The 23,003-nt window shown below is 72.3% G+C and carries 24 protein-coding genes; 10 read left to right on the top strand and 14 right to left on the bottom strand.

What is annotated here, in order from left to right; genetic code table 11:
- Window positions 1-53 precede the first annotated feature (53 nt).
- Window positions 54-683: a hypothetical protein gene (locus tag ACE1OA_RS12325; RefSeq protein ID WP_356606558.1), complete on the top strand. Its 630-nt coding sequence runs from the start codon at window positions 54-56 to the stop codon at window positions 681-683.
- 58 nt (window positions 684-741) lie between these two features.
- Here ACE1OA_RS12325 and ACE1OA_RS12320 read toward each other — a convergent pair whose 3' ends face one another.
- Genes ACE1OA_RS12320 through ACE1OA_RS12310 form a run of 3 tightly spaced genes read right to left on the bottom strand, consistent with a single transcriptional unit; the run spans window position 742 to window position 3,756 of the window.
- On the bottom strand, window positions 742-1,875 hold the full coding sequence (locus tag ACE1OA_RS12320) for an Mrp/NBP35 family ATP-binding protein (RefSeq protein ID WP_356606560.1): 1,134 nt from the start codon (window positions 1,873-1,875) through the stop codon (window positions 742-744).
- 44 nt (window positions 1,876-1,919) lie between these two features.
- Window positions 1,920-2,483: a DUF1003 domain-containing protein gene (locus tag ACE1OA_RS12315; protein WP_356606562.1), complete on the bottom strand. Its 564-nt coding sequence runs from the start codon at window positions 2,481-2,483 to the stop codon at window positions 1,920-1,922.
- Window positions 2,473-3,756: a magnesium transporter MgtE N-terminal domain-containing protein gene (locus ACE1OA_RS12310; protein WP_356606564.1), complete on the bottom strand. Its 1,284-nt coding sequence runs from the start codon at window positions 3,754-3,756 to the stop codon at window positions 2,473-2,475. The genes ACE1OA_RS12315 and ACE1OA_RS12310 overlap by 11 nt, the downstream gene beginning before the upstream one ends.
- A gap of 208 nt (window positions 3,757-3,964) precedes the next feature.
- Here ACE1OA_RS12310 and ACE1OA_RS12305 point away from each other — a divergent pair, with 208 nt between their 5' ends.
- The gene (locus tag ACE1OA_RS12305; protein WP_356606566.1) at window positions 3,965-4,723 is read left to right on the top strand and encodes a hypothetical protein; all 759 of its coding nucleotides are present in this window, start codon (window positions 3,965-3,967) and stop codon (window positions 4,721-4,723) included.
- 36 nt (window positions 4,724-4,759) lie between these two features.
- Here the strand turns inward: ACE1OA_RS12305 and ACE1OA_RS12300 are convergent, their stop codons facing one another.
- From ACE1OA_RS12300 to ACE1OA_RS12290, 3 genes are all read right to left on the bottom strand, one after another.
- The gene (locus ACE1OA_RS12300) at window positions 4,760-5,269 is read right to left on the bottom strand and encodes a hypothetical protein (protein WP_361317524.1); all 510 of its coding nucleotides are present in this window, start codon (window positions 5,267-5,269) and stop codon (window positions 4,760-4,762) included.
- Between the two features lie 328 nt (window positions 5,270-5,597).
- A complete protein-coding gene (locus ACE1OA_RS12295; RefSeq protein WP_432752769.1) occupies window positions 5,598-7,055 on the bottom strand; it encodes an NF041680 family putative transposase in 1,458 nt (485 codons plus the stop codon).
- A gap of 139 nt (window positions 7,056-7,194) precedes the next feature.
- Window positions 7,195-8,322, bottom strand: a complete 1,128-nt coding sequence (locus ACE1OA_RS12290; RefSeq protein ID WP_356779002.1) for a magnesium and cobalt transport protein CorA — start codon at window positions 8,320-8,322, stop codon at window positions 7,195-7,197.
- Window positions 8,323-8,735: 413 nt separating this feature from the next.
- Between ACE1OA_RS12290 and ACE1OA_RS12285 the strand changes: the two genes are divergently transcribed.
- Entirely contained in the window at window positions 8,736-9,320 is a 585-nt protein-coding gene (locus ACE1OA_RS12285) for a suppressor of fused domain protein (RefSeq protein WP_356606572.1), read from the top strand.
- Between the two features lie 55 nt (window positions 9,321-9,375).
- Here the strand turns inward: ACE1OA_RS12285 and ACE1OA_RS12280 are convergent, their stop codons facing one another.
- Window positions 9,376-9,645: a hypothetical protein gene (locus ACE1OA_RS12280; protein ID WP_356606574.1), complete on the bottom strand. Its 270-nt coding sequence runs from the start codon at window positions 9,643-9,645 to the stop codon at window positions 9,376-9,378.
- 322 nt (window positions 9,646-9,967) lie between these two features.
- Here ACE1OA_RS12280 and ACE1OA_RS12275 point away from each other — a divergent pair, with 322 nt between their 5' ends.
- The 3 genes from ACE1OA_RS12275 (at window position 9,968) to ACE1OA_RS12265 (ending at window position 12,542) form a co-directional block, all read left to right on the top strand.
- Window positions 9,968-10,606 carry a DUF6758 family protein gene (locus tag ACE1OA_RS12275; protein WP_432752768.1) on the top strand — a complete coding sequence of 213 codons (639 nt, stop codon included), beginning with the start codon at window positions 9,968-9,970 and terminating at the stop codon, window positions 10,604-10,606.
- A 233-nt stretch (window positions 10,607-10,839) separates the two neighbouring features.
- Entirely contained in the window at window positions 10,840-11,700 is an 861-nt protein-coding gene (locus tag ACE1OA_RS12270) for a PHP domain-containing protein (RefSeq protein WP_356606705.1), read from the top strand.
- Window positions 11,701-11,936: 236 nt separating this feature from the next.
- Window positions 11,937-12,542, top strand: a complete 606-nt coding sequence (locus tag ACE1OA_RS12265; RefSeq protein ID WP_356606578.1) for a MarC family protein — start codon at window positions 11,937-11,939, stop codon at window positions 12,540-12,542.
- A 159-nt stretch (window positions 12,543-12,701) separates the two neighbouring features.
- Here ACE1OA_RS12265 and ACE1OA_RS12260 read toward each other — a convergent pair whose 3' ends face one another.
- Window positions 12,702-12,854 carry a hypothetical protein gene (locus ACE1OA_RS12260; protein WP_318103221.1) on the bottom strand — a complete coding sequence of 51 codons (153 nt, stop codon included), beginning with the start codon at window positions 12,852-12,854 and terminating at the stop codon, window positions 12,702-12,704.
- A 174-nt stretch (window positions 12,855-13,028) separates the two neighbouring features.
- Here ACE1OA_RS12260 and ACE1OA_RS12255 point away from each other — a divergent pair, with 174 nt between their 5' ends.
- Window positions 13,029-13,955, top strand: a complete 927-nt coding sequence (locus ACE1OA_RS12255) for an NYN domain-containing protein (RefSeq protein ID WP_356606581.1) — start codon at window positions 13,029-13,031, stop codon at window positions 13,953-13,955.
- 46 nt (window positions 13,956-14,001) lie between these two features.
- Here the strand turns inward: ACE1OA_RS12255 and ACE1OA_RS12250 are convergent, their stop codons facing one another.
- Window positions 14,002-14,859 carry an alpha/beta fold hydrolase gene (locus ACE1OA_RS12250; protein WP_356606583.1) on the bottom strand — a complete coding sequence of 286 codons (858 nt, stop codon included), beginning with the start codon at window positions 14,857-14,859 and terminating at the stop codon, window positions 14,002-14,004.
- Window positions 14,860-14,956: 97 nt separating this feature from the next.
- Window positions 14,957-17,152 carry a DEAD/DEAH box helicase gene (locus ACE1OA_RS12245; protein WP_432752767.1) on the bottom strand — a complete coding sequence of 732 codons (2,196 nt, stop codon included), beginning with the start codon at window positions 17,150-17,152 and terminating at the stop codon, window positions 14,957-14,959.
- 513 nt (window positions 17,153-17,665) lie between these two features.
- On the opposite strand from ACE1OA_RS12245, the gene ACE1OA_RS12240 reads away from it, so the two are divergent.
- Complete coding sequence (locus tag ACE1OA_RS12240; RefSeq protein WP_356606587.1) at window positions 17,666-18,445, top strand: ferritin-like fold-containing protein; 780 nt, start codon at window positions 17,666-17,668, stop codon at window positions 18,443-18,445.
- Window positions 18,446-18,546: 101 nt separating this feature from the next.
- Here the strand turns inward: ACE1OA_RS12240 and ACE1OA_RS12235 are convergent, their stop codons facing one another.
- From ACE1OA_RS12235 to ACE1OA_RS12220, 4 genes are all read right to left on the bottom strand, one after another.
- Window positions 18,547-18,816, bottom strand: a complete 270-nt coding sequence (locus tag ACE1OA_RS12235) for a hypothetical protein (protein WP_356606589.1) — start codon at window positions 18,814-18,816, stop codon at window positions 18,547-18,549.
- Between the two features lie 182 nt (window positions 18,817-18,998).
- Complete coding sequence (locus ACE1OA_RS12230; RefSeq protein ID WP_147981101.1) at window positions 18,999-19,226, bottom strand: DUF3107 domain-containing protein; 228 nt, start codon at window positions 19,224-19,226, stop codon at window positions 18,999-19,001.
- Between the two features lie 115 nt (window positions 19,227-19,341).
- Complete coding sequence (locus ACE1OA_RS12225) at window positions 19,342-20,001, bottom strand: TetR/AcrR family transcriptional regulator (protein ID WP_356606591.1); 660 nt, start codon at window positions 19,999-20,001, stop codon at window positions 19,342-19,344.
- 146 nt (window positions 20,002-20,147) lie between these two features.
- Window positions 20,148-20,366 carry a hypothetical protein gene (locus ACE1OA_RS12220; protein WP_356606593.1) on the bottom strand — a complete coding sequence of 73 codons (219 nt, stop codon included), beginning with the start codon at window positions 20,364-20,366 and terminating at the stop codon, window positions 20,148-20,150.
- 135 nt (window positions 20,367-20,501) lie between these two features.
- On the opposite strand from ACE1OA_RS12220, the gene ACE1OA_RS12215 reads away from it, so the two are divergent.
- Together ACE1OA_RS12215 and ACE1OA_RS12210 are read left to right on the top strand one after the other, a co-directional pair.
- Entirely contained in the window at window positions 20,502-21,515 is a 1,014-nt protein-coding gene (locus ACE1OA_RS12215; RefSeq protein ID WP_356606595.1) for an alpha/beta fold hydrolase, read from the top strand.
- 8 nt (window positions 21,516-21,523) lie between these two features.
- Complete coding sequence (locus ACE1OA_RS12210) at window positions 21,524-22,993, top strand: DUF3152 domain-containing protein (RefSeq protein WP_432752766.1); 1,470 nt, start codon at window positions 21,524-21,526, stop codon at window positions 22,991-22,993.
- The last annotated feature ends 10 nt before the right edge of the window (window positions 22,994-23,003 follow it).

The following is a 23,003-nucleotide window of genomic DNA, read 5'->3' as shown; positions in this document are numbered from 1 at the left end:
CCTCCATCTGTTGTCCGCCGACGCGGGCATGACGGATCGAGGAGGCGGCCGAGATGGAGACGACGAGTCGGGTGGACGGGGGTCCAGCGTCCCGGCGCACGGCCGAGGGCTATCTGGCGGCGTCCTTCGCCTGGTACGGCCTTGACGACGCGTTCGCCGGAGCGCGCTGGCTGATGCAGGTCGGCACCGCGGCGGACGGTACCGTCCAGCACGGATCGATGGGGCACGGCGACGAGCCGTCGATAAAGTCCGACGCGAGCGGCGCCGAGAAGGAGCGCTTCGCGGTCGTCGTGACGGTCGCCGCGAGCCCGGTACGGCGCACGGGCGACGGCACGGGGGTGCTGGACGCCACCACGGTCTCCTCCGCGGCCTGGCTGGCCGGCTCGGGCCTGCTCGCCTACACGTGGCCCGCGCAGCTGGACCACGGCCTGCGCAACGACTGGCTGGACCAGCAGACGGAGACCGCGTTCGAGCTGGCGGACGACCTCGACGGGCCGGAGTGGTCGACCCTGTCGCTGCCGGTCGACGGCGTGCCGATGCCCTTCCACTACCGGGAGTCCGAGTTCGGCTGGGTGCTCGCGGGCGCCACGCAGGCCGGTGTCCACCTCGGCGCGTACGGCCGAGGGATGAGCGCCTACGGTCTCGGGTTCTCCGCGGTCAAGGACCTCGACGCGTACGCCTGACGGCCGCGCGACACGGCGAAGGGCGCCCCCGAAGGGGCGCCCTTCGCCGTGTGACGGGTCAGAACTTGTTGCGCGGGGTGATGCCCAGGCTCATGCCCGACAGGCCCCTCGCCCGGCCGCCGAGCTTGCCGGCGATGGCGCGGAGGGCGGAGCCCGCCGGGGACTCGGGGTCGGTCAGCACGACCGGCCTGCCCTCGTCGCCGCCTTCGCGCAGGCGGACGTCGATCGGGATCGAGCCGAGGACCGGGACCGTGGCGCCCGTGGTCTTCGTCAGGCCGTCGGCGACCTTCTGGCCACCGCCCGTGCCGAACACGTCGACCATCTCGTCGCAGTGCGGGCACGGCAGCCCGGACATGTTCTCGACCACGCCGACGATCTTCTGGTGGGTCTGGACCGCGATGGATCCGGCCCGCTCGGCCACCTCGGCCGCCGCCTGCTGCGGGGTCGTCACGACCAGGATCTCCGCGTTCGGCACCAGCTGGGCCACCGAGATCGCGATGTCGCCGGTACCCGGGGGCAGGTCGAGGAGCAGTACGTCGAGGTCGCCCCAGTACACGTCGGCGAGGAACTGCTGCAGCGCGCGGTGGAGCATCGGGCCGCGCCAGACGACCGGCGCGTTGCCCGGGGTGAACATGCCGATGGAGATGACCTTCACGCCGTTCGCGGACGGCGGCATGATCATGTTCTCGACCTGCGTCGGACGGCCGTCCGCGCCCAGCATGCGCGGCACGCTGTGGCCGTAGATGTCGGCGTCGACCACGCCGACCTTCAGCCCGTCGGCGGCCATCGCGGCCGCGAGGTTGACCGTCACGGAGGACTTGCCGACGCCGCCCTTGCCGGAGGCGACCGCGTACACGCGGGTCAGCGAGCCGGGCTTGGCGAACGGCACCTCGCGCTCGGCGGTGGTGCCGCGCAGGGCGGTGGCCAGCTCCTTGCGCTGCTCGTCGCTCATCACGTCGAGCGAGACGTCGACACCGGTGACACCTTCGACCCGGGAGACGGCGTCCGTGACGCGCTGGGTGATCGTGTCACGCATCGGGCAGCCGGAGACGGTGAGATAGACCGTGACGGCGACCCTGCCGTCGGATCCGATCTCCACCGACTTCACCATGCCGAGTTCGGTGATCGGTTTGTTGATCTCGGGGTCGTTCACCGTCGCCAGTGCTTCACGCACCGCGTCTTCCGTAGCCATACCGACGATGGTACGGCGCCGACCACCGACCCCGGAAAGACCCGTCAGCGGTCGGGTACGTCACTTCTGTGGTCGGCCCCCGGGGGGAATAGATCCCGGTGCCCGTCGCGGCGCTCCTCCATCTCCTTCAGCAGGTCCTGCAGCTCGGAGCGGATCCAGTCCCGGGTGGCCACCTCGCCGAGCCCCATCCGCAGGGCCGCGACCTCCCGGGTCAGGTACTCGGTGTCCGCGATCGACCGCTCGTTCTGCTTGCGGTCCTGTTCGAGGTTCACCCGGTCCCGGTCGTCCTGCCGGTTCTGGGCGAGCAGGATGAGCGGCGCCGCGTAGGACGCCTGGAGGGACAGCACGAGCGTCAGGAAGATGAAGGGGTACTCGTCGAACCGCAGCGGCGTCGGCGCGAAGATGTTCCAGAGCACCCAGACGATGATCGTCAGGGTCATCCAGACGAGGAAACGCCCGGTCCCCAGGAAGCGGGCGATCCGCTCCGAGAGCCGTCCGAAGGCCTCCGGGTCGTACTCGGGCAGCAGCCTCGCCCGGCGCTCACGCGGCAGGTCGAGCCGGATGCGCGGGCCGGACCGCTCCCGCTCGTGCGTGCGCTCAGCCGCCATGCGGCGCCCCCTCCACGTGGAACTCCGTCTCGCGCCAGTCCTCCGGCAGCAGGTGGTCCAGCACGTCGTCGACGGTGACCGCCCCCAGCAGCGAACCGCTCTCGTCCACGACGGGCGCCGCGACCATGTTGTACGCGGCGAGGTAGCTGGTGACCGCCGGCAGCGGCGTGTCCGGGGCGAGCGGCGGCAGGTCGCTGTCCACCAGCGACCCGACCAGGGTGAACGGCGGGTCCCGCAGCAGCCGCTGGAAGTGCACCGTGCCCAGGTACTTGCCCGTCGGCGTCTCGTCCGGAGGCCGGCACACGTACACCTGCGCCGCCAGCGCGGGGGAGAGGTCCTGCTGCCGTACCCGGGCCAGTGCGTCCGCGACCGTGGCGTCGGCCCGCAGCACGATCGGCTCGGTGGTCATCAGGCCGCCCGCGGTCCGCTCCTCGTACGCCATCAGCCGCCGCACGTCGGCGGCGTCGTCCGGCTGCATCAGGGTCAGGAGGCGCTCCTTGTCCTCCTCCGGCAGCTCCGAGAGCAGGTCGGCCGCGTCGTCGGGATCCATCGCCTCCAGCACGTCGGCGGCCCGCTCCTCCTTCAGCTTGCCGAGGATCTCGACCTGGTCGTCCTCCGGCAGCTCCTCCAGCACGTCGGCGAGCCGGTCGTCGTCGAGGGCGGCGGCCACCTCGGCGCGCCGCTTGGGGGAGAGGTGGTGCAGCACGTTCGCCAGGTCCGCGGGGCGCAGCCGCTCGAAGGTGGCGAGCAGGCTCTCGGCGCCCTGTCCGTGCTCCTCCAGGGAGAAGCCGGTCACCGCGGACCACTCCACCGTCAGCGTCTCGCCCTTCCGGCGCAGCGCCCCGGCCTTGCCCCGCCGGACGAAGACCTTGTCGATCTCCCAGTCGCGGCGGGCCGGCAGCTGCTGGATCGCGACGTCGAGGACGGTGACCTCCTCGCCCTCCCCGTCGTGCCCCACCAGCTTCACCCGGCGGTCCAGGAGTTCGCCGAGGACCAGCCGCTCCGTGGGCCGCTGCTCGAAGCGGCGCATGTTGACCACGCCCGTGGTGATGACCTGACCGGACTCGACGCCGGTGACCCGGGTCATCGGCAGGAAGATCCGGCGGCGGCTGAGATGGATCTCGACGACCATGCCGAGCAGCCGCGGCGGCCGGCGGCCCACCCGGAGCATGGCGACGAGATCGCTGACCCGGCCCACCTGGTCGCCGTTGGGGTCGAAGACGGGGACTCCGGCGAGATGCGAGACGAAGATCCGTGGGGCGCCTGCCGCCATGCCCTGCGCCTCCTCACTGCCGCCGGATCGGTGTGATTGCCGGGGGATGCCGGATTCAGGCTAGCCCGTGGCCCTCCGTGCCGCTTCGGCAGAGCGCCCGTACGGCTGCCTGCAGGGGGCGGGGACCACCCCGGGTACGCTGCGAGCTGCCGTCCCCCCACCGACGCGGCCGCCCCCACCGGCCCGAAGAACACGAGAGGCAGCGCAGGTGACCGTTCGTACTCCGGCATCGCGTATCCGCAGGGTCGTCCTGCCCGTGGCGCTCTGCGCCGGGCTGGCGGCCGGTCTCACGGCCTGCGCCTCCGACCCGGACGAGGGCACCAACGGGGTCGGGAAGCTGACCGCGACCGCGATCGAGGAGAAGGCGCAGTCCGCGGCGGACGCGGCGAAGGCGGTACGCCTGGCCGGGACGCTGGTCAGCAAGGGCGGCACGTACAAGCTGAACATGCGGCTCAAGCGGAACGGCGCGAGCGGCTCGGTCACCACGAAGAACGGCACCTTCGAGCTGCTGCGGATCGACGAGGCGCTCTACCTCAAGGCCGACGCCGGCTTCTGGGCGCACGACGACAAGGCGGCAGAGACGCCGAGCGACGCCGACACCGAGGCGGCCGACACGCTCGACGACAAGTACGTGAAGATCCCGCAGGACGACCCCTCGTACAAGCAGCTGCGCGGCTTCACGGAGATGAACGTGCTCCTCGACGGGCTGATCGGCCTGCACGGGGACGTCGTCAAGGGCGACCGGGACAAGATCGGCGGCCTGCGCACGGTCAAGGTCAAGGGCGGCGAGGACGGCGAGGGCGGCACGCTGGACGTCTCGCTGGACGGCACGCCGTTCCCGCTCCGCTTCGCGCGGGGCGGCGGCGCGGGCGTGGTGGTGCTGTCGGAGTGGGACAAGGACTTCCCGCTGGAGGCCCCCGCCAAGGAGCAGACGCTGGACTACGGCAAGCAGCTGCCCCGCACCTGAACCACGGGCGCCCGGGCGTCCCGCCCGGGCGGGGTCTCAGCGCTTGCGGCGCCGCAGGAGCAGCCGGGGCAGCGCGGCCGGAACGGGCCGCCGGGTGATCGCCTCCGAGGGCTGCGGCACGGCCGCCAGGGACCCGTCGGGCAGGTCCGTCGTCGAGTCTACCGGCTCCAGGCGCAGCACGCGGCACTCGCGCGACCAGCGCTCCGGCATGGCCTCGCCGTCCGGCGCGTTCAGGCGCTTGCCCTTCAGCTCGGCCACGGCCGCGTCCCACTCGGGCGAGCCGGCGGCCAGCTCCCGCACCGCTGCGGTCCAGGTGACGAGCCGGCCGCCCTTGTCCTTGCTGCGGACGGTCACCTCGGCGGTGGCGCCGGCGGTGAGTCCGGGCAGGGGCTGCTCGCCGGGGCCGTCACCCACGACGTGGGCGGCGCCGTCGAACCAGACGTGCCACAGGGCCCGGGCGACCGGGGCGTCGCCGCGGACCCAGATGAGGCCGGACTTCTTGGTGGCCTCCTCGACGAGCGCGGGGCCGAGCAGCGTTTCCGTCATGCCCGCAGCCTATCCAGCGGGCGCCTCGCGGACGATGCCGGACCGGCGCGACGCGGGCCAGGGGGTGTCCTGCCGATCGGGCCGCGCCCACGGCGTGACCGACAGCCCACCGCTAGGGCGTGTTGCGAAAGTACCGGCGTCCGCCCGAAGGGCGGGCCTCGCGGCGTCTGGTGCGTGCGATCGCAAGGCGGAGGGTCGCCCTCGTACTGGGCGTACTCGGACGATCCCGACAACGCAGCGAGCGTGCGTGCCAGGCGTCGCGAGGTGGGGGCACCTCCCGGGCGAAGCCCAGGGGGAGGGACTTTCGCAACACGCCCTAGCTTGATCTTTAACCTGTGCGGCGGGGCCGTGGGGTGGTCGATTTCTTCGCTCGCTGGTTGGCCGGCTGTGTGTTGCGGGGTGTGTGGACGTCGTGGCGTGGGGTGGGCCGGGTGTTTTTGCGGCCGGGTGGTCGTCCGGGTCCGGGGTGGGTGGGTTTCGGTGCTCTGGCCGGGCAGGCGGCTTGCGGGCGGATGTGCCGGAAGTCGCGGCGGACCCGTGCGGGGGTGAGTCTGTCCGCGGGAACGGGCCTTTCCCAGGGGCGGCGGCGGTCGGCCGCGAGCGGTCGGGCCAGTCGTAGTTGGGTGTAGGCGGCGAGGATCAGCCAGGTCCAGCGGTCCGCCGCCTCGGGGGTGCGGATCTTCGGGCAGGTCCAGCCGAGGGTCTGCTTGAACAGGCGGAAGGTGTGCTCGATGTCGAAACGCCGCAGGTATGCCTGCCAGAGACGGTCGGTGTCCGCTGCGTCTGCGTCGGTTCCCGACCACCACAGCCAGACCGGCTTCGGGGTGGCGCCGCTGGGCAGATGCTGGATGTCCAGACGGATCACCGTCCCTTCGACGATCGGGAGGGTGCCGTCGGCCGCGGCCCAGGACGAGCGGTGGGTGAGCTTGGGGTGGAGCCGGTTCCAGGAGCGTGCGAGGGCGGTGCCGTAGAGGCGTGTGTCGGTGACGGTGTCGGTGTCCGGGGTGCCCCAGGTGTCGGGCTGTCCGAAGACGAACTCGCCTCCGTGCCGGGGCGGCCGGCCCCTGGTGTGAGGCTGCCGGGGCGGTGCCGGGCGACGCAGGACACGGTCCGAGCGCATCCGGGCCAGCACCTGCACCGGCAGATCCTTGAGGAGGAAGGCGAGGCGGGGTGCGTCGTATCCGGCGTCCGCGATGATGAGGACGTCCGGGTCCCCGGCCTGCCACTGGCCTGCGGTGATGAGCCGCTCGACCAGGTCGCGCAGCTGTCGGGCGGTGACGGTGGCGGTGTCGTCCCCGGGCGCCAGACGCAACGCGTCGAGCGGCGCGGTCCATGAACTTCGGCCGGGTTCCAGTGCGCAGACGATCGAGTAGGGCCAGCCGGGAACGGGGATGTGCTGGTCCTTGCCGCGGCCGTAGGTGTGGCAGAGGATCCGCTGCGGTGAGGTGTGGGCGTCCGGCCGCAGCCAGCAGGTGACGTCGACGGCCAGGACGATTCGGCCGTCGACTGCTCGTGGCAGCGGCACCGAAGCCAGGGTGTGTCGCATCCGGTCGGCGTCGATGCGGCCCTGGGCGAGGGCGGCGTAGAGCCCTCCGTGCCCGCGTCGGTGTTCGCCCACCAGCGACAGTTCGGCCAGTGATCTCACCGGCCCGTCCCCGCACAGAACTGCATCCGTCAGCTCGAACAGAGCGTCCGAACGGGAGGTGAGACAGGAGTAGAACTCGCCCCGGAAGCGTGACAGATCCGCCAACGGCTCTCGCCGGGCATCGTGATGCTGCAGACTCATCCTCACGGCCTTCGTGCTGGACGTGTGTGTTCCTTGGTCGGAGCACATGTTCAGACGAAGGCCGCTTCCGTGTACGGCGGTTACCGAACCGAGTGATCAAGTACGACCCACCGTTCGACAACGCACGTTGAAGATCAAGCTAGAGCCAGCCGTTCCGCTTCAGCGTGCGGTGGATGGTGAAACAGATCGCCGTGATGCCCACCAGCACCATCGGGTAGCCGTACCTCCAGTGGAGCTCCGGCATGTGGTCGAAGTTCATGCCGTACACGCCGCAGACCGCCGTCGGGACGGCCACGATCGCCGCCCAGGAGGTGATCTTGCGCATGTCCTCGTTCTGCGCGACCGTCGCCTGCGCCAGGTTGGCCTGGAGGATGGAGTTGAGCAGTTCGTCGAAGCCGACGACCTGCTCCTGCACGCGCGCCAGGTGGTCGGCGACGTCGCGGAAGTACTTCTGGATGTCGGGGTCGACCAGCCGCATGGGCCGCTCGCTCAGCAGCTGCATCGGGCGCAGCAGCGGGGTGACGGCCCGCTTGAACTCCAGCACCTCGCGCTTGAGCTGGTAGATCCGGCCGGTGTCCGTGCCGCGCGTCGACCCCTTGGCCGGCGGGGAGAAGACGTCGATCTCGATCTGGTCGATGTCCAGCTCGACGGCGTCGGCGACCGCGATGTAGCCGTCGACGACGTGGTCGGCGATGGCGTGCAGCACGGCCGAGGGGCCCTTGCCCAGCAGTTCCGGCTCGCCCTGGAGGCGGTGGCGGAGGTTGCGCAGGGAGCCCTGGCCGCCGTGCCGGACGGTGATGACGAAGTCCGGGCCGGTGAAGCACATCACCTCGCCGGTCTCCACGACCTCGCTGGTGGCGGTGAGTTCGGCGTGCTCGACGTAGTGGATCGTCTTGAAGACGGTGAACAGGGTGTCGTCGTACCGCTCCAGCTTGGGCCGCTGGTGGGCGTGCACGGCGTCCTCGACGGCCAGCGGGTGCAGCCCGAACTCGGCCGCGATACCCGCGAATTCGGCCTCGGTCGGCTCGTGCAGGCCGATCCAGGCGAAGCCGCCGCTCTCCCGTACCTGGCGCATCGCGCCGCGCGGCGTCAGGCAGTCGCGGTCGTCCACGCGGCGGCCGTCGCGGTAGACGGCGCAGTCGACGACCGCGCTGGACGCGGACGGGTCGCGGGTGGGGTCGTAGGCGGTGTAGACGGTGGGGGTCTTGCGCAGGCTGGGCCGCAGGGAGGGACGGACCGCGGCGCGCAGGTCACGGATCATCGACATTCGGCATGCTCCTTCACGGAGAAGCCGCCGGCGATGCGTGGCACAGCCCGGAATGGGGGCGTGGACCTGATGTCCTACGTCCGCAAAGCGGGCGGCACCGCGGGATCGCGGTGACGGCGTTCGCTACAGACAGGCAAAGGCGAAATGCTCTTCCGTCGTGCGAGCAGCCGGGTGACGGGGACGGGAAAGGTCCTCAGGTCACCGGAAGGAAAGATGCACCGGGCCGGGGTGCGGGGCGGAAGAGCGGTTGGTACTGCCCGATCGACTTCGATCCACGCAGCCCCACCTCCTCCAGCCGGTCCCCCGTGGGGGATGACGAGTAGTCGGGAGTCCCGACCAGCGGCCAAGACTATCAGCCGACTGAGGGTCAATCCCTTCCTTTGCCCGTTCCATACGCGCTTTATGCTCACTGCATGGGAGAAGTTCTTGCTCTGGTCGAGGCCCGGCTGCGTACGGCGCTCGGCGAACCGGACGCGCGGGCGGCGGTGACGTTCCTCGGCACGGACCGGATCGAGGTGCTGCGCTTCGCCGACGGCGACGTGGTGCGCTACGCGACGCTCGGGATGTCCGCCCAGCCGATGGCCGACCCGACGGCCGCGCTCGCGGACCCGGTGAAGGGCCCGCGCGCGGAGCTGGTGCTGTCGGTGCGCGGCGGTCTCGCCGACACCGACAAGGTGCTGCGCCCGCTCGCGGTCCTCGCCTCGACGCCTCAGGTGGAGGGTGTGGTGGTGGCCGCCGGGGCCTCGCTCGACGTGGGTGAACCCCTGTGGCCGGGGGCCTCGTTCACCTCCGTGCTCGTCGCGGAGCCGGGCGGCCTGGTGGAGGACCTGGAGCTGGACGACCCGATGGACCCGGTCCGCTTCCTGCCGCTGCTGCCGATGACGCCGAACGAGGCGGCCTGGAAGCGGGTGCACGGAGCGAAGGCCCTGGAGGAGCGCTGGCTGGCCCGCGGCACGGACCTGCGCGATCCGCTGCGCGGGTCCGTGCCGCTGGACTGAGGACGCGTACGGCCCCGGACCGGGCGACCGTCGGTGCGCCGGTCCCCGGTCCGTGTCAGCGTGCGACGGTCCTGCGGGCGACGAGGTCGGCGATGACCACGTAGACGATCGCGGGGATGCCGTAGTCCAGCAGCACCTGAAGGGTGTGCTGGGAGACGTCGAAGAGCCCGATCGACCAGGTGGCGAGCCAGTCGGCGGCGGTGTGGAACCAGTCGACGAGGGTGTTCGCCCGGTTGGCGTCGAGCAGGTCCATGGCGATCCAGACGGCCAGGATGCCCGCGAGGACGTGCGCGATGGTTCTTATGACGGAGTCGATGCCTCTCATGGGCTCCGTTTTGCCCGTGCCCGCCATGGCAAACCGGCCCTGACGCGGCCTCAGCCGGCGAACACCCCCACGCCGTCCTCCGTGGCGTGACGGGGTGCCGCCTCCGCCGCGTCGTGGGTGAGGGCGGCGCGACGGGTCCGGAGTCCGCCGCGCGCCGCGGGTGTGTCCGCCCACGGCGTCCGGACGGATGGTTGTGCGGTGCACAGAATAAGTTAGACGATCTAATGAATGTCAAATACATCTACCACGGGGGGTGAACCGTCCCGGCCGGACGGGTGATCGTCCTTGACGCGAGCGCGACGGGGTAGGACCGTTGGGCCTTATGAGGGGCGAACCCAGTTGCCCGAAGTGCGGTGGCCGGGTCAGGGCGCCCGGACTGTTTGCCGATTCCTGGCAGTGCGACGTGCACGGCTCGGTGCACCCTTTGCAACCCGTGATCCCGCCCAGCGTCGAATCCCTCGGTGTCGTCGTGCACCGGGCCCAGGTGCCGGTGTGGATGCCGTGGCCCCTGCCCGTCGGCTGGCTCTTCACCGGGGTCGCCTATGCCGGTGACGACCGCAGCGGCGGACGCGCGACCGCCGTCGCCTGCTCGGGGCCGGGCCCGCTCGGGGGCATCGGCGAGCTGCTGCTGATCGCCGAGGAGCTCGGCGTCGGCCTCGGAGCGCGCTACGCGGGGATCGACGGCCCCGATCCCGGAGCGGGCATCTCCATCGACAAGCCGCCGCAGACCAAGGTGCTCGCCGCCGGCCGCCCCACCCCGCTCTGGCACGTCACCGGAACCCCGCACGACCGTGCGGTCTTCGCGGGCGAGGCGCGCGGCCTCTGGCTGTGGGCGATCGTCTGGCCGGAGCAGTCGAGCCTGCTGATGTACGACGAGCTGGTGCTGACCGACCTGCGCGACGCGGGCGCGGAGGTCGAGCTGCTGCCCTGCGGGGCACTGACACCCCGTCTGCTCGGCTGACGGGCGCCTTCCGGAGGGCCCCCGCGCGAGCGGGCCCGGCGCCCTTCCCGAGGGCGTGACCGGCGCGCCCGGCCGCCTTCGCCGATCCGATCCGGACGCCGGGGGCGGGTGCCCGCCCCGCACGTCGCCGGGTGATCCGTACCGGTGTCCGCGGAACGGGACCGGGTGTTCGATACGCCCGTTATGCTGGAGCGGCCCCCTTGTCCGTTCCGAGCCCCCTGGAGTACCGCGTCGTGCGCATCGATCTGCACACCCACTCCACGGCGTCGGACGGTACGGACACTCCCGCCGAGCTGGTCCGCAACGCGGCCGCCGCCGGGCTCGACGTCGTCGCCCTCACCGACCACGACACCACCCGCGGCCACGCCGAGGCGATCGCCGCGCTGCCCGAGGGGCTCACGCTCGTCACCGGGGCCGAGCTGTCCTGCCGGATCGACGGCATCGGACTGCACATGCTGGCGTACCTCTTCGACCCCGAGGAGCCCGAACTCGCCGCCGAGCGCGAGCTGGTACGGGACGACCGGGTGCCCCGCGCGCAGGCGATGGTCGGCAAGCTCCAGGAACTGGGCGTGCCCGTAACCTGGGAGCAGGTCGCCCGCATCGCCGGGGACGGCTCGGTGGGCCGCCCGCACATCGCCGAGGCCCTCGTCGAACTGGGTGTGGTCCCCGACGTCTCCGGCGCCTTCACGCAGCAGTGGCTCGCCGACGGCGGCCGGGCGTACGTGGAGAAGCACGAACTCGACCCGTTCGACGCGATCCGGCTCGTCAAGGCGGCCGGCGGTGTCACCGTCTTCGCGCACCCGCTCGCCGTCAAGCGCGGCGAGGTCGTGCCCGAGGCCGCCATCGCCCGGCTCGCCGCGGCCGGCCTCGACGGCATCGAGGTCGACCACATGGACCACGACGAGCCCACCCGCGCCCGACTGCGCGGCCTCGCCCGCGAGCTCGGGCTGCTCGGCACGGGCTCCAGCGACTACCACGGCAGCCGCAAGACCTGCCGGCTCGGCGAGTACACCACCGACCCCGAGATCTACGGCGAGATCACCCGCCGCGCGGCCGGAGCCTTCCCGGTTCCGGGTGCCGGGGGACGCGCCTGACCCCAGGGGCCGCCTTCCCGATCGTGCCGTACTGATCGACAGGCCCCCCAGTCCTCGCTGAGGGCGGTCACACCGACGGAACACGTCCTCGACGGATGGTCGCCGTCGGTCTCTCCGCGACGTTCTCGTCGCGGACGCCTGCCCACGTGGCCACGCACGTGCCGTGCCGCATCGTGCCGCTCCGTGCGACTCCCCAGTCCCACACCCCTCGTACATCCCGACTTGCAAGGCTCACCGTGTTCGACGTCGCCGTCTTCGGCTCGCTCTTTCTGACCCTTTTTGTGATCATGGATCCCCCCGGGATCACCCCGATCTTCCTCGCCCTCACCTCCGGCCGGCCGGCCAAGGTGCAGCGCCGCATGGCCTGGCAGGCGGTCGCCGTGGCCTTCGGTGTCATCACCGTCTTCGGCATCCTCGGGCAGCAGATCCTCGACTACCTGCACGTCTCCGTGCCCGCGCTGATGATCGCGGGCGGACTGCTGCTCCTGCTCATCGCGCTCGACCTGCTCACCGGCAAGACCGACGAGCCCAAGCAGACCAAGGACGTCAACGTCGCGCTGGTCCCCCTCGGCATGCCGCTGCTCGCCGGGCCGGGCGCCATCGTGTCGGTGATCCTCGCGGTGCAGCACGCCGACGGGGTCGGCGCCCAGGTCTCCGTCTGGACCGCGATCGCCGCCATGCACGTCGTGCTCTGGCTCACCATGCGCTACTCGCTGGTGATCATCCGGGTCATCAAGGACGGCGGTGTCGTGCTGGTGACCCGGCTCGCCGGCATGATGCTGTCGGCCATCGCCGTGCAGCAGATCATCAACGGCGTCACCCAGGTGATCCAGGGCTCCTAGGGGGCGTCTTGCCGATCTCGCCGGGCTCGCGGTGTCCTGCCTGATCGGCAAGACAGGGCCCCGGCCCCCGGACGCCACTGCGCCCCCGTACGGATTCCGTTGCGACGGAGTCCGTGCGGGGGCGCGGTGCGTGAGTGAGTGCCCTCAGGCCCTACGGCGTTACGAGGCCGTGGTGTCTGCCGGGCGGATCCAGATGCGCTGACCGATCGAAGCGGCCTGCTGCACGATCCGGTTGACGGAGGCGGCGTCCACGACGGTCCGGTCGACGGGCGTGCCGTCGATGTCGTCGAGTCGCAGGATTTCGAAGCGCATGGGCTTCTCCCTTCGTCTGAGTTGATCCTCCTGATGGAGAACTGCGTTACATGGGGTCCAACGGGATGCATCCTGCAAACATTCCCTACGCTAAGGAAATTTTTTGGATGCCTAACTACTAGCAGGTAGGAGACGTTGTCCGGAGGGTCGGCGGCGGCGGACAATGAGGCCCGTATGAACGACGCAGAGAACCCTCAGACACCGCCCGGCGACCCGGTCCGCGAGCTCGGCGCCCGCCTGGAGCGCACCAATGAGCTCCTCCAGCGGATGCTGGCCGAGGTGGCCAAGACCCCTTCGACCCACGCCATCTTCGTCGACGCAGGTTACGTCTATGCTGCGGCCGGGTTGCTGGTGGCGGGTACCGAGGACCGGCGCTCCTTCGACCTCGACGCCGAGGGGCTCATCGAGGCGTTCATCGACAAGGCCCGCACGATCTTCGCGGACAGCCGCCTGCTGCGCGTCTACTGGTACGACGGCGCCCGGCGCCGCATCCACACCCCCGAGCAGCAGTCGATCGCCGAACTGCCCGACGTCAAGGTGCGCCTCGGCAACCTGAACGCCAACAACCAGCAGAAGGGCGTCGACTCCCTCATCCGCTCCGACCTGGAGTCCCTCGCCCGGCACCGGGCCATCAGCGACGCGGCCCTCGTCGGCGGCGACGAGGACCTCGTCTCGGCCGTCGAGGCCGCCCAGGGCTACGGCGCCCGCGTCCACCTCTGGGGCATCGAGGCATCCGAAGGGCGCAACCAGGCCGAGCCGCTGCTCTGGGAGGTCGACAGCCAGCGCACCTTCGACCTCGACTTCTGGCGCCCCTACGTCACCCGCCGCCCCGTCACGACCTACGAGAACGAGGGCGAGCCGCCCCCGTCGCGCGACGAGGTCCGCTTCGTCGGTGCGCAGATCGCCGCCACCTGGCTCGCCGAGCGCGGCCCGGACGCGCTGGCCGAGCTGCTGCCGGGGCACCCGTACCTGCCGGGTCCGGTCGACCAGGACCTGCTCATCGAGGGGGAGAAGCTGCTGAGCCGCTCCCTGCGGGGCCACGCGGTGCTGCGCCGGGCGCTGCGGGACGGCTTCTGGCAGCACCTCCGCGCCCAGTACTGACCCTCCGCCGGGGCCGGCCGGCGTCCGGGCCCCGCCCGGGGAGCCCTCAGGAGAGGTCCCAGAACGCCGTCAGGCGGTCCGCCAGCTCCTGGGGGTGCGAGACGTTGGGGGAGTGGCCCGCGCCCGTCACCACCGTGTGGCGGGCACCCGTGCGGTGCGCGGCGGCGGCCAGCTCCTCCACCGGCCAGACGGTCTCCTCGTCCCCGTAGGCGATGTGCAACGGCATCCCGAGCCCGGCAAGTTGGAGGGTGCCGTCCGGGTCCCGGTTCAACAGCCGTCCGGTGGCGGCCAGTTGGACGATCCGGGTGCGCATCCACCGGCGGCGCAGGAAGTGCACGATCTCCGGCGGGTCGCCCGCGTCCGGCTGCTCGCCGCGGCTGTCCAGCCAGCGCGTCGTCCGCCAGACCCGCTCCTTGGACAGCAGCGCCAGCGCTGCCCGCAGCGCGCGCACCCGGACCCGCTGCGGCCGGGCGACCCGGCCGGGCCCCGAGGACAGCAGCGTCAGCGAGCGGAAGGCGTCCGGCGCCAGCGACGCGGCCGCGCGGGCCACCAGTCCGCCGAAGGAGTGCCCCAGCAGGTGCACCGGGCCGTCCCCGAGCGCCGTCGCCTGCGCGACGACGTCGAGCGCGAGCGCCCGCCGCGTGTAAGCGCCCCGGTGCCGCGGCCCCGCGCTCTCGTGCTGGCCGCGCCCGTCGACCGCCACCGCGCGGTACCCGGCGTCGCTCAGCGGCCCGAGCAGGGCCAGGAAGTCCTCCTTGCTGCCGGTGTAGCCGGGCAGCAGGAGTGCCGTCCCCCGGATCTCGCCCCGGGGCGCCGTGTCCAGGACGGCGAAGTCACCACGGGCGGTCCGCAGCCGGCGGGCGCGGGTGCGGGGCGGGAGTTCCAGGGACCGGGGCTTGCTCATAAGGGGAGCGTAGCCGCAGGCAGCGGCCGTGCCCGGACGCGGCAGCGGCCCACCCCCGGGAGGGGGTGGGCCGCTGCGCGGGTGCTGCCGGGGGGCGTCAGCTCTCCGGCTGGGCCGCCGCCTTCTTCGCCGTGCGGCGACGCGGGGCCTTGGGGGCCTCGGCCGGCTCGGCCGACGCGCCGGCCTCGACCGGGGCGGTGGCCTTCTTGACCGTACGGCGACGCGTGGTCGTCTTCGGCTCCGAGGCGTCGGGCGCCTCGGCGGCGGCGACGGCCTTCTTCGTCGTGCGGCGGCGGGGAGCCTTGGGGGCCTCCTCGACGGTCTCGGCGACGGCCGGGGTCTCGACGGCGGCCGGGGTCTCGGCCACGGTGGCCTTCTTGGCCGTGCGGCGACGCGGGGCCTTGGGGGCCTCCTCGACGGTCTCGGCGACGGCCGGGGTCTCGACGACGGCCGGGGCCTCGGCCACGGCGGCCTTCCTGGCCGTGCGGCGACGCGGAACCTTCGGCGCCTCCTCGACCGTCTCGACGACGGCCGGGGTCTCGACGACGGCCGGGGCCTCGGCGACGACGGCCTTCCTGGCCGTGCGGCGACGCGGGACCTTCGGCGCCTCCTCGACGACCACGGGGGCCTCGACCACCGTGGTGGCGGCGGCAGCGGCGGCCGCGGCCGCCACGCTCTCCGGGGTCTGGAAGGTGACGGTCTCGGCCTCGGGCCGGATGATGCGGGCGCGGCGACGGCGGGGAGCCCTCGGGGCCTCCTCGACCTGCTCCGCGGCGACCGGCGCGGTCTTGGCGACCGGAGCGGCCTGCCGGACCGGCGCCGCCTGGGCGGCCGGAGCCTGCGTGGCCGGAGCGGCGGCAGGCGCGGCGCCCGAGCCGCTGGAGCGGGTACGACGACGACGGCGCGGGGTGCGCGTCTCCGACGGCTGCTCCTGGACGACCGGGGCGGCGGCGGCCGGAGCCGACGCCTCGACGACCGTGGTCTCGGCGGTGGTCTCGTCGAGCGTGGAACCGCCGCGGGTGCGGCGCCGCTGGCGCGGCGTGCGGGTACGGACCGGGCTCTCCTCGACGGCCGGGGCCGCCTTCTTGCCGCGGCGTCCGCCGGGCTCGCCCAGGTCCTCCAGCTCCTCGGCGCCCAGACCCGCGCGGGTCCGCTCGGCGCGGGGCAGGACGCCCTTGGTGCCCGCCGGGATGTCCAGCTCCTCGTACAGGTGCGGGGAGCTGGAGTACGTCTCGACCGGCTCGTGGAAGTCCAGCCCGAGCGCCTTGTTGATGAGCTGCCAGCGCGGGATGTCGTCCCAGTCGACCAGGGTCACGGCCGTGCCCTTGTTGCCCGCGCGGCCGGTGCGGCCGACGCGGTGGAGGAACGTCTTCTCGTCCTCGGGCGACTGGTAGTTGATGACGTGCGTGACGCCCTCGACGTCGATGCCGCGGGCGGCGACGTCGGTGCAGACGAGAACGTCGACCTTGCCGTTGCGGAAGGCGCGCAGCGCCTGCTCGCGGGCGCCCTGGCCGAGGTCGCCGTGGACCGCGCCGGAGGCGAAGCCGCGACGCTGCAGCTGCTCGGCGATGTCGGCCGCCGTGCGCTTCGTACGGCAGAAGATCATCGCGAGCCCGCGGCCGTTGGCCTGCAGGATGCGGGAGACCATCTCCGGCTTGTCCATCGAGTGCGCACGGAAGACGTGCTGCTTGATGTTGGCGACGGTCACGCCCTCGCCGTCGGGCGAGGTGGCGCGGATGTGCGTCGGCTGCGACATGTAGCGGCGGGCCAGACCGATGACCGCGCCCGGCATGGTGGCCGAGAACAGCATGGTCTGACGCTTCGCCGGAAGCATGTTCATGATCTTCTCGACGTCGGGCAGGAAGCCCAGGTCGAGCATCTCGTCGGCCTCGTCCAGGACGAGGGCCTTGACGTGGGACAGGTCCAGCTTGCGCTGGCCGGCCAGGTCGAGCAGGCGGCCCGGGGTGCCGACGATGACGTCGACGCCCTTCCTGAGCGCCTCGACCTGGGGCTCGTACGCCCGGCCGCCGTAGATGGCGAGCACGCGGACGTTACGGACCTTGCCGGCGGTCAGCAGGTCGTTGGTGACCTGGGTGCACAGCTCGCGCGTGGGGACGACGACCAGGGCCTGCGGGGCGTCGGTCAGCTGCTCGGGCCTGGCCCGGCCGGCCTCGACGTCCGCGGGGACGGTGACGCGCTCCAGGAGGGGAAGGCCGAAACCGAGGGTCTTGCCGGTGCCGGTCTTGGCCTGGCCGATGACGTCGGTGCCGGAGAGGGCGACCGGAAGGGTCATCTCCTGGATGGGAAAGGGGGTCACGATGCCGACGGCTTCGAGCGCCTCGGCCGTCTCGGGAAGGATTCCGAGCTCTCGGAAAGTCGTAGTCAGGGTGCTGCCTCTTCTGTGAGACGCGGCGCGAGGCGAACGCTGGGGGTCGTACCGTGCCGGATCACTTCCGGAGGGATCGAGATCCCGGATCGTGGAGATCCCGGATCGAGACGATCACAGCCGGGTGGCGCGGGACCACTGCCGTCGCTCGAGCGTCGTGCCGCTGAGGGACCCTCCCGCGGGGGCGCGGTGAGGGCTGTCAGGTCGGAGCCGATCGGGCCACCGACCGGGCATCCTCATTCATGAGATGGCCCACCGTGTACGTCCGAACGTGCGAAAGCATGTCCGCATACTCAGCAGGCGCATTACCACTGTACCCCGGAATCGCGCATGTGTGTTGGGAGAAATCGCGATGAGGGCGCCGTCACAGTGACTGACCAGGGCCGTACGCCGACCGGAGGGCGGGCTATTGTGCGCTTCATGGAGACGCCTGACAACGCCACGGACGCCGGGAACGGCACCGAGAACGCCGCTGAGAACGCCGCCGGAGAGCCCACCGGGATCGCCGCCCAGGACTGGGCCACGGCATCCGCCGTGCCGCAGTACCGCGCCGCGGTCGTCGATCTGCTCGGCGCGCTGGCCTACGGCGAGCTGGCGGCCTTCGAGCGGCTCGCCGAGGACGCCAAGCTCGCTCCGAGCCTCGGGGACAAGGCGGAGCTGGCGAAGATGGCTTCCGCCGAGTTCCACCACTTCGAGCAGCTGCGGGACCGCCTCGCCGCCGTGGACGCCGAGCCGACGGCCGCGATGGAGCCGTTCGCCAAGGCGCTCGACGACTTCCACCGCCTGACGGCCCCATCGGACTGGCTTGAGGGCCTGGTCAAGGCGTACGTCGGCGACTCCATCGCCAGCGACTTCTACCGCGAGGTCGCGGCCCGCCTGGACACCGACACCCGTCGCCTCGTCCTGTCGGTGCTCGACGACACGGGTCACGGCAACTTCGCCGTGGAGAAGGTCCGCGCCGCGATCGAGGCCGACCCGCGCGTCGGCGGCCGGCTCGCGCTGTGGGCGCGCCGCCTGATGGGCGAGGCGCTCTCCCAGGCGCAGCGCGTGGTGGCCGAGCGGGACGCGCTCTCGACGATGCTGGTCGGCGGGGTCGACGGCATGGCCGCCGGCTTCGACCTGGCCGAGGTCGGCCGGATGTTCTCCCGGATCACCGAGGCCCACACCAAGCGGATGGCCGCGCTGGGTCTGGCCGCCTGATCCCTGCGGCCCGGCTCACGGCGAGGGAGTCCCGGGCTCAGCTGCGCCGGGCCCCGCGGGGCCCGGCGTTCTCGCGGGGACGGCGGTGGCGGCGGCGTTGTTCACGCCGCCGCTGATCGGCGCAACCGGCGCGACGCCGGACGGATCAGCAGCGACAGCAGGACCGTCGCGACGGCCGCGGCGCCGATCAGGGTGGCCAGGGCGTGGCCGGGGCCCAGTGCTCCGTGGGTGACCAGGGCGCCGAAGACGGCCCCGAGCGCTCCCGTGACGAGGACGGCCCCGCGCGCGGGGAGGCGTTCGGGCAACCGGTGCACGGCCGCCCAGGCCAGGGCGAGTCCGAGCAGAGCGGAGCCAAGGACTTCCAGGAACACGGCGAATCACCTCGCGTGCGGTGCGGGGCGGGCAAATCGGTCTGAGGCCGTCCTACCCGGGGCGACCGGAACGCAACCCTCCCGGTACGCCCGCACGTGGACCGGCCCCGAGGCCGCACGGCACGCGAACGGCCCGGCGGAACAGGTCCGCCGGGCCATTCCACGTCACGAGGACGTACGTCTCAGAGTGCGCCGAAGCCCACCCGGCGTACGGCCGGCTCACCGAGCTCGACGTACGCGATCTTCTCGGCCGGGATCAGGACCTTGCGGCCCTTCTCGTCCGTGAGGCTGAGCAGCTGCGCCTTGCCGGCCAGCGCGTCGGCCACGGCGCTCTCGACCTCCTCGGCGGACTGCCCGCTCTCCAGAACGATCTCCCGGGGTGCGTGCTGCACGCCGATCTTGACCTCCACGGCTATGTCCCTCCGAACGGTCAGCGTTGCGCGTTCACCGCGCCGTACGCTGCACACATTAGCCCGGTGAGGGGACACGTACGGCGCAGCCGCTGAACGCCAGGAGCGAACAGGCTCAGTGGCCGTCGGTGATCGGCTGTCCGTCCGTGGGGTGCAGCGGGAAGCCGGCGATGCCGCGCCAGGCCAGCGACGTCAGCAGCGACACCGCCGTGTCGCGGGGGATCGAGGACCCGCTGGAGAGCCAGTAGCGCGCCACGACCTGCGAGACGCCGCCGAGGCCGACGGCGAGCAGCATCGACTCGTCCTTGGACAGGTCGGTGTCCTCGGCGATGATCTCCGAGATGGCCTCGGCGCACTGCAGGCTGACCCGGTCCACGCGCTCGCGCACGGCCGGCTCGTTGGTCAGGTCGGACTCGAAGACGAGGCGGAAGGCGCCGCCCTCGTCCTCCACGTACGCGAAGTACGCGTCCATCGTCGCCGCGACCCGGAGCTTGTTGTCCGAGGTGGAGGCCAGCGCGGTCCGCACCGCCTGGAGCAGCGACTCGCAGTGCTGGTCGAGCAGCGCCAGGTAGAGCTCCAGCTTGCCGGGGAAGTGCTGGTAGAGGACGGGCTTGCTGACGCCCGCCCGTTCCGCGATGTCGTCCATCGCGGCGGAGTGGTACCCCTGCGCGACGAACACCTCCTGGGCCGCGCCCAGCAGCTGGTTCCGTCGGGCGCGGCGCGGCAGGCGCGTGCCCCGAGGGCGTGCTGCCTCTGTCTGCTCGATGGCTGTCACGCCGCCTCCCAAAAATCGATCCATGCGCGCTGTGGCGCCGCGCCGCCATCGTACTTTTGGGTAACCCGGCTGTGCGCGGTGCGGACGCAGAATTTCACGGACCGGACGCGCCTGGCGATAGGCGCTTCAAGATTAAACCGAACAAATCAGCGGTAGTCGTCTTCGTCCAGGTTGACCACCCGGGCCTGTTCCGAGGCGTCCGCCTCGTTCGCGGAGTCCTGCTCGACGTGGGTGCGCGCCTCGTCCTCACGCTGCTGGAGGTCGGTGTGCTGCTCCGCCGCGTCGGCTTCCGGGATTTCCTGGTCGAGCACGACGTCCTCTTCTTCCTCGGCGAATGTGTCCGGCTCGGTCGGATCGACAGTCATGCGGGTTCCTTCCGGCATGCGGGTCCTCTCCGATGGCCCTCCCTACGAGCCTAGAAGCACACCTTCCGCGGCGCACCCGAGCCTGTGACGCCACACACACGCGCCGCCGCGTGATCGTCTCGTAATATTGCGGCCATGTCCTCGACCGAGCTGCCGGAAACCCGGACCGCCGCAGCCCCCGCCACGTCGCACGCCCGCGCCGTGCGGGTCGCCGAAGGCGAGGAGCTGCGCTCCGTGGCACTGCCCGGACTCACGCTCACCGTGCGGGCCAGGCCCGGCGACACGCCCGGCCTCGCGCCCGCGCTCTACGTCCACGGGCTCGGCGGCTCGTCCCAGAACTGGTCGGCCATGATGCCGCTGCTCTCGGACCTCGTCGACGGCGAGGCCGTCGACCTGCCCGGCTTCGGCGACTCGCCGCCGCCGGACGACGGCAACTACTCGGTCACCGGACACGCCCGCGCCGTCATCCGGCTGCTGGACTCCGCCGGCCGCGGCCCGGTCCACCTGATCGGCAACTCGCTCGGCGGCGCCGTCTCCACCAGGGTCGCCGCCGTCCGGCCCGACCTGGTGAAGACCCTGACGCTGGTCTCGCCGGCGCTGCCCGAGCTGCGCGCGCAGCGCACCGCCTGGCCGACGGCGCTGCTCGCGCTGCCGGGCGTGGCCCCGCTCTTCTCCCGGCTCACCCGGGACTGGACGCCGGAGCAGCGCGTCCGCGGCGTCCTCTCCCTCTGTTACGGAGACCCCGGCCGGGTCACCGACGAGGGGCTGCTGCACGCGGTGGAGGAGATGGAGCGGCGCCTGGAGCTCCCCTACTTCTGGGACGCGATGGCCCGCTCCTCGCGCGGCATCGTCGACGCGTACACGCTCGGCGGCCAGCACGGACTGTGGCGGCAGGCCGAGCGGGTGCTCGCCCCGACGCTGCTCGTCTACGGCGGCCGCGACCAGCTCGTCTCCTACCGGATGGCGCGCAAGGCCGCGGCGGCGTTCCGCGGCTCCCGGCTCCTGACACTTCCGGACGCCGGGCACGTCGCCATGATGGAGTACCCGGAGACGGTCGCCCAGGCCGTCCGGGAGCTGATCCGGGACACCGAACACGCGGCGCGGGCCGCGGAAACCAAACGCACCACAGACGACAGTTGCGGGAGCTGATCCGGGCCGTGGGACGACACAGCCGCAAGGGACCCACTCCCGCACCCGCCCCCACGGGCGGCGCGGGACCGCGGGAGACGGCGGGGCCCGGGACGGGGACGGGGCGCCGCAGGCGGACGCCCGGGCAGGACGCGTACGGCACGGATCCGTACGGCGAGGGCTCGTACGGCGACACCTCCTACGGCGAGGGCTCGTACGGCGACGGCGTCTACCGCGAGGTCCCCGGGAACGGGGCGGGGCGGACGGACGCCCCCCGCAGGCAGGAGCCCTACCGCCCGGACCCGTACCGGCCCGCCCCGGCCGGACGGGACCAGGGGAGGCGGCCCGCGTACGGGCAGCCCGTGACGGGGCGGGGCCCCGCCGCACCGGGCGGGTACGGCCAGGGCGCGCCCGGGCGGCCCGTGTGGGACACGCCGACACACGGCACCCCGGTCCACCCCGAACCCGCCGACTCCTCCGTACGGGGCGGCCACCCCGACTTCTTCGAGCCGCGACAACGGCCCGAGCGCTACGGCGACCGGCAGGCCGGCGCTGCCCGGACCGCCACGCCGCAGTCCGCCTTCATCCCCGGCCCCCGGCGGGAGACCGTCACCGGGGATCCGCTCGCCCCGCCGGCCCAGGACGAGCCCGAGCCGCTCGACACGCCGACGCCGCCCGCCAGGACCGGGGGCAAGGGACGCGCCTTCACCGGGATCGCCGCGGCCGCCGTCACCACCGTCCTCGCCGTCGTCGTGGCCGGCCAGGTGGCCGACCGGGACACCGGCAGCCCCCTCGCCCACGCGGCCGAGGAGCCCGCCGACCGCACCGTGGACGACGGCTCCGCCTCGCGCTCCGACGAGCGGACGGCCCCCGCTCTGCCCGTGCAGGCCGCGCCGCCCACCTACGAGCAGCTGATGACCCGGCAGTTCCCCATCGACCCCAAGCTCAAGGGCTCGGGGGAGTTCGAGGCCGTGAGCGGCTTCGACAAGGCGCCGGGCAAGGGACGCAAGATCCGCTACCGCGTCGACGTGGAGAAGGGGCTCGGGCTCGACCCCGCCCTCTTCGCGCAGGCCGTGCAGAAGACGCTCAACGACCGGCGGAGCTGGGCCGGCAAGGGCGAGATGACCTTCGAGCGGATCTCCAGCGGGGAGCCCGAGTTCGTGATCACCCTCGCGAGCCCCGGTACCACCGGCGTCTGGTGCGCGAAGTCCGGTCTGGACACCACGGTCGACAACGTGTCCTGCGACTCCGCGTCCACCCCCCGGGTCATGATCAACGCCTACCGCTGGGCCCAGGGTTCGGAGACCTTCGGCGACAAGGCGATGCACGCGTACCGCCAGATGCTCATCAACCACGAGGTCGGACACCGGCTGGGACACAGCCACGTGACCTGCCGGACGCCGGGCGCGCTCGCCCCGGTCATGCAGCAGCAGACGAAGTCCCTGGACATCGACGACATCAAGTGCCGCCCCAACCCCTGGGTGCACCCCGGTAGTTGACGTCGGCGCA

It is taken from the genome of Streptomyces sp. JL2001, from assembly GCF_050917515.1.
Lineage (GTDB): Bacteria > Actinomycetota > Actinomycetes > Streptomycetales > Streptomycetaceae > Streptomyces.
Note: the sequence above shows the minus strand (reverse complement) of the source record. Positions and strands in the feature narration are given on the sequence as shown.

Excerpts from the sequence above, each read along its gene's own strand:
- ACE1OA_RS12300 (WP_361317524.1), bottom strand. The coding sequence starts at position 5,269 with ATGACGGAAACGCTGCTCGGCCCCGCGCTCGTCGAGGAGGCCACCAAG.
- ACE1OA_RS12275 (WP_432752768.1), top strand. The coding sequence starts at position 9,968 with ATGAGGGGCGAACCCAGTTGCCCGAAGTGCGGTGGCCGGGTCAGGGCG.
- ACE1OA_RS12250 (WP_356606583.1), bottom strand. The coding sequence starts at position 14,859 with ATGAGCAAGCCCCGGTCCCTGGAACTCCCGCCCCGCACCCGCGCCCGC.
- ACE1OA_RS12325 (WP_356606558.1), top strand. The coding sequence starts at position 54 with ATGGAGACGACGAGTCGGGTGGACGGGGGTCCAGCGTCCCGGCGCACG.
- ACE1OA_RS12310 (WP_356606564.1), bottom strand. The coding sequence starts at position 3,756 with ATGGCGGCAGGCGCCCCACGGATCTTCGTCTCGCATCTCGCCGGAGTC.
- ACE1OA_RS12315 (WP_356606562.1), bottom strand. The coding sequence starts at position 2,483 with ATGGCGGCTGAGCGCACGCACGAGCGGGAGCGGTCCGGCCCGCGCATC.
- ACE1OA_RS12320 (WP_356606560.1), bottom strand. The coding sequence starts at position 1,875 with ATGGCTACGGAAGACGCGGTGCGTGAAGCACTGGCGACGGTGAACGAC.
- ACE1OA_RS12215 (WP_356606595.1), top strand. The coding sequence starts at position 20,502 with ATGTCCTCGACCGAGCTGCCGGAAACCCGGACCGCCGCAGCCCCCGCC.
- ACE1OA_RS12220 (WP_356606593.1), bottom strand. The coding sequence starts at position 20,366 with ATGACTGTCGATCCGACCGAGCCGGACACATTCGCCGAGGAAGAAGAG.
- ACE1OA_RS12290 (WP_356779002.1), bottom strand. The coding sequence starts at position 8,322 with ATGTCGATGATCCGTGACCTGCGCGCCGCGGTCCGTCCCTCCCTGCGG.
- ACE1OA_RS12240 (WP_356606587.1), top strand. The coding sequence starts at position 17,666 with ATGGAGACGCCTGACAACGCCACGGACGCCGGGAACGGCACCGAGAAC.
- ACE1OA_RS12295 (WP_432752769.1), bottom strand. The coding sequence starts at position 7,055 with ATGAGTCTGCAGCATCACGATGCCCGGCGAGAGCCGTTGGCGGATCTG.
- ACE1OA_RS12255 (WP_356606581.1), top strand. The coding sequence starts at position 13,029 with ATGAACGACGCAGAGAACCCTCAGACACCGCCCGGCGACCCGGTCCGC.
- ACE1OA_RS12280 (WP_356606574.1), bottom strand. The coding sequence starts at position 9,645 with ATGAGAGGCATCGACTCCGTCATAAGAACCATCGCGCACGTCCTCGCG.
- ACE1OA_RS12260 (WP_318103221.1), bottom strand. The coding sequence starts at position 12,854 with ATGCGCTTCGAAATCCTGCGACTCGACGACATCGACGGCACGCCCGTC.
- ACE1OA_RS12245 (WP_432752767.1), bottom strand. The coding sequence starts at position 17,152 with ATGACCCTTCCGGTCGCCCTCTCCGGCACCGACGTCATCGGCCAGGCC.
- ACE1OA_RS12285 (WP_356606572.1), top strand. The coding sequence starts at position 8,736 with ATGGGAGAAGTTCTTGCTCTGGTCGAGGCCCGGCTGCGTACGGCGCTC.